We start from the raw sequence: 3,988 nt of genomic DNA, 5'->3' as shown, positions 1-3,988 counted from the left end.
TCGTGCTTACGCACTCGCACGACCAAAGCTCTTGCCCACACTTGCAAATATGACACAACCTTAGATTCCAAACCATTGGGTTGTCATTTTGAGTGTAGCGAAACATCTAGCATAGAATCCAAAATAAACACAAAAACTATCAGAACGCATAAAACCTCATGTAAAGCAAAATATGTATAAAGATTTATAATTTAAAAAATATTTCTGTATGTTTTCTATTTATTTACTATTTGTTTTTTTTTGTAGATTGCCAACTTGCGTTTATGCAAAATATTTCTACTTAAAAAGGTAACAAAATGGCAAATAGAGAAGATAAGGGGTCTGTTTCACAGACTACAAACGGAAGTCAAGTCGTTGTTGTAAAGCAAAAAAGTGCAATTTTAGTCATTTTAATGTATGTCTTTAGTGGCGGGTTTTTGGGCTATATAGGCGTGGATAGATTCTACAAAGGCGATTATGTGCTTGGATTTATAAAGCTTTTTATGGGGTCTATTGGGATTATTGTTGTCATTATATATGGGGTTACATTTGTAGCTGGTGCGATTTTTACAGGTGAGATGATCGGGTTTAGTCTTGGTGCTGTTGCTTTGGGCGTTGTGTGTATATATTTGCTGTGGGTGTTTATCGACTTTTTTCTTGTGCCTATTAGCATTATGATAAAGAATGCAAGGCAAGTAGATTCTATAAAGCAAAGCTTATAATAAGGCTAAATGGTAAATATAGCAAATTTTAAGCATTGAGTTTGACAGATTTAAAAGAGATGAGAAAAGTATGAAAAAGTTTATATTGACATTATGGCTATGTGTATGTGTGGTTTATGGTGATGAGGCTGAGAGTGAGTATTTTAAGAATAAGGCAGCATTTATTGAGAAAAATTTTGATTCTACAATGGCATTAGAGATACAAGAACTTGGAGCAAAGAGTGAGACCTCTAAGCTTTTATTTAAAGTGGCAATGACTCCACTTTTATATGAAAGTGGATTAGAGGGAGATGACTCAAATGGTGGCTGGGGAGAAATAGATTATAGAGATTGCTGTGGTGGTTTTTGGGAGAGATACTATGATTTAGAAGGGCGTGTGAAAAAAGTCTGTGGGACTCTCATTACAGAAACAAGAACAAAAGAAATAATTAAGAAAGATATTATCTGGGGGAAACCATACACTGCATATGAAGATTACACTATCCATAAGCAAAACTATACTCCCGCCGAGCAGAAATGCATAAAATCTCTTGCTACTTTAGAGCTAGAGATAAATAGAGATATAGTCAATTGGGGACTAGAGAGAATGAAGGCAGATGGGACTTATGATTACGATGCTAAAAGTTATCAGCTAGCAGATACACTATGGGAAAAGTTTAATAGATATGCTAAACTAGGCTTGATTAAAGACTACAATAAACCCGGAATGGATAAAATCACTAAGGGATTATTCTATATCTGGGTAGTGGGAGAAGGAAGTCAATATAGCAAATTCGATAGCATTGATAGTTTTCTTGTGCATTATGGATACAGTCTTGGAGAGTATTTTTCATTTCTCTATGAATCTATGGAAACAAATCTTAAAAAGCTAGAAGAGCTACTAAAAGAGAAAGGAGTCTATTTAAGTGCTAAAGAATACGAAGAAGCAGTAAAGAAACAACAAGAAGCAGATAAGCTTGAAAAGATTGAGTTGTTAAGAGAGTTTATATTTAAAAGTGGAGACATCGCGTATAACGAAGACAAAGAGAAACTATCTCATCATTTGAATAAATGTATGGGGCTAAGTGATGATGGAGCAACAAATAAAGCGACTTCATGGGGTGGAGAATACGCAGAACTTTTAGATAAAAAATACTATAACTACAATGATAACTCTAAGAGCTACACCACAAAAGCTGAAATAGAAAATACACCACTATACAAGCAATTAGCATGGTGTGCCTTAAGAGAAACACTTGATAGGGAAGTATCATATAGACGAGAAAAAATATTTGAAGAAAATTGGCGTTATGGCTCTCTTTATGGTATCGAGATTGAGTGTGCTGTTAATGCAATTTTGATGAAAAAATGGGATACAATGGAGAAAAAATATCCTTATACAGATTATGAAAGTGCCATTAAAAACCCTTGGTATAAAGATGGAGCCAATGCAAACTTTCATAAATGATGCAAATAAGGATATTGCACCTATATTTGAAAACCACATGAAGGAGTATGAACGATGCGGTAAAAAAATGTTTGAAAGCGGCAGAAAAAAGTGCAAGGCAAAAGTGAATGCAAAAACACTCAAAATGCTTGAAGCAAAACTAAATTAAGGAGCAAAACCATGGATACACAAGAATTGATTAAGCAATATGTTAAAATCGTAAGCGATACACACTTTGAGCGTGGAAAGCAAATTGTTTCAAAACGACTAAACATAACCGAAGAAGAAGCAGCAGAGACACTCTCACAAACGAATGAGTTTCAAGAGATTGGAGAGCTAAAAAGAAAGTTTGATGATAAAAAACGCCTAAATACTGAAAGCAATAAAGTAAAGCTTTTATTTGATGACTTCGAGGATTTTTATAATTGGTATAAATCCCAATAAGGCTTGATTGTTTTTCACTTTAAAGATTCTAATACAAATCTTCACAAATACGCATACTTCAATCTAAGCCTAAAGCATGTGTATTAAGATTTATAACCCCTTTTTTATCACCTTGCCATTAATCCCAATAACTTTAAATCTTTACTAGATTCTAGTTTCTTGTCATGTTGAGCATTACGAAAAAGGCGAAATGTCTTTTAATGATTCCATATTAGATGTTTCAGCACACGCCTCAACATGACAAGGATTAGAATCTAGTTTCTATAAAGTTTGTACCCTTACACCCTGCACCCACCCATTTGGATTAGAATCTAGATTTCAAGCTATTGGGTTGTCATTTTGAGCGTAGCGAAAAATCTAGCATAGAATCTAAAAAGATTGATTTAGCTTAGTATGTATATAAGCCCTTTATTTGTAATACTAAAAATATATGCCTTTGCCTGTAAATACAAAAAACTTGAATGAAAATAATGAAGTAATAAAAAGTAGATTCTATTAAATAAAGAAAGTTACCAAGCTACCCCCAAATCCATTAAGATAAGGGGAGAGCAAGGAGGCGTAAAACTTGGAATTACTGCTTGCTATGAGCAGACAAACAAGTGTAAGACTAGCTTAAAAGTCTTAAAATGTTTTGTTGCACAGCGTTTGCCTGACTTAAAGCGTAGCTACCAGATTGTGCTAGGATATTGAGTTTATTAAAGTTTGCAGACTCTTGAGCGAAATCTACTTCTCTAATATTGCTTTCAGCCGCTTTAACATTTACTTGTGTTACAGAAATGTTATTCACAGTTGAAATCATTTGTCCTTGAACAGAACCTAAATCCGCACGGATTCTATCTAGAATCTTAGTCGCAGATTCAGCAATATCCATAACAACCATCGCACCACGCAAAGTAGTAACACCAGCACCAAGCTCCGCACCACCACTTGCAACAACTTTATTGAAATTCGCACCAGCAGCACTTTTAACATCTTTGTTAAATGCACCCATAGTATCACGCAAATTCACAACGGTTCTAGCAACACTTTTGTTATCAAAACCTAAAGCCTTGTAAGTGTTTTTAGCGTCAGTCCCAGACATTACGATAATATCTCTAGAATCTAGTCTGCTAAGAGATAATCGTCCATAGTTTTCAGAACCTTTACCTTCAAGCTTTTGACCACCATTCATAGATTTTACCGCTACTTCTGGCACTTTACCATTTTGACCTTTTTCGTTTTTACCAATAGAAATCTTGATACCACGACCATCAACACTTCGCAATGTTAAACGACCTCTTTCATCAGTAAAAGCCTCAACGCCTGTTTGGTTTGTAGAAGCATTGAATGCTTGCACCAAACGACCATCAGAGTCACCAGCTTTAATGTCATTGATATCACCAAGCGTAATGCCGTTGATAATAACATTTGACATTGT

At 34.9% G+C, this 3,988-nt stretch carries 5 protein-coding genes and 1 pseudogene; 5 read left to right on the top strand and 1 reads right to left on the bottom strand.

Annotation, left to right across the window (positions count from 1 at the left end):
• The 5 genes and pseudogenes from T368_RS15960 to T368_RS0110960 all read left to right on the top strand — a co-directional run.
• Window positions 1-180 (top strand): annotated as a pseudogene (locus T368_RS15960) (hypothetical protein); the annotation flags it as partial.
• 116 nt (window positions 181-296) lie between these two features.
• Complete coding sequence (locus T368_RS0110975; protein ID WP_004085961.1) at window positions 297-701, top strand: NINE protein; 405 nt, start codon at window positions 297-299, stop codon at window positions 699-701.
• 70 nt (window positions 702-771) lie between these two features.
• Window positions 772-2,148, top strand: coding sequence for a hypothetical protein (locus tag T368_RS0110970; protein ID WP_004085958.1), 1,377 nt, complete (start codon window positions 772-774; stop codon window positions 2,146-2,148).
• A complete protein-coding gene (locus tag T368_RS15760; RefSeq protein ID WP_155116631.1) occupies window positions 2,129-2,296 on the top strand; it encodes a hypothetical protein in 168 nt (55 codons plus the stop codon). The genes T368_RS0110970 and T368_RS15760 overlap by 20 nt, the downstream gene beginning before the upstream one ends.
• A gap of 11 nt (window positions 2,297-2,307) precedes the next feature.
• Window positions 2,308-2,571, top strand: coding sequence for a hypothetical protein (locus T368_RS0110960; protein WP_004085955.1), 264 nt, complete (start codon window positions 2,308-2,310; stop codon window positions 2,569-2,571).
• A 607-nt stretch (window positions 2,572-3,178) separates the two neighbouring features.
• Here the strand turns inward: T368_RS0110960 and T368_RS0110955 are convergent.
• Window positions 3,179-3,988 (bottom strand): flagellin (locus T368_RS0110955; protein WP_027338498.1); only part of this gene is annotated, 810 nt, incomplete at its 5' end.

It is taken from the genome of Helicobacter bilis ATCC 51630, from assembly GCF_000686565.1.
Classification (GTDB): domain Bacteria; phylum Campylobacterota; class Campylobacteria; order Campylobacterales; family Helicobacteraceae; genus Helicobacter_A; species Helicobacter_A bilis.
This window is presented reverse-complemented; position numbering and strand designations above follow the sequence as displayed.

Excerpts from the sequence above, each read along its gene's own strand:
- T368_RS0110975 (WP_004085961.1), top strand. The coding sequence starts at position 297 with ATGGCAAATAGAGAAGATAAGGGGTCTGTTTCACAGACTACAAACGGA.
- T368_RS0110970 (WP_004085958.1), top strand. The coding sequence starts at position 772 with ATGAAAAAGTTTATATTGACATTATGGCTATGTGTATGTGTGGTTTAT.
- T368_RS15760 (WP_155116631.1), top strand. The coding sequence starts at position 2,129 with ATGCAAACTTTCATAAATGATGCAAATAAGGATATTGCACCTATATTT.
- T368_RS0110960 (WP_004085955.1), top strand. The coding sequence starts at position 2,308 with ATGGATACACAAGAATTGATTAAGCAATATGTTAAAATCGTAAGCGAT.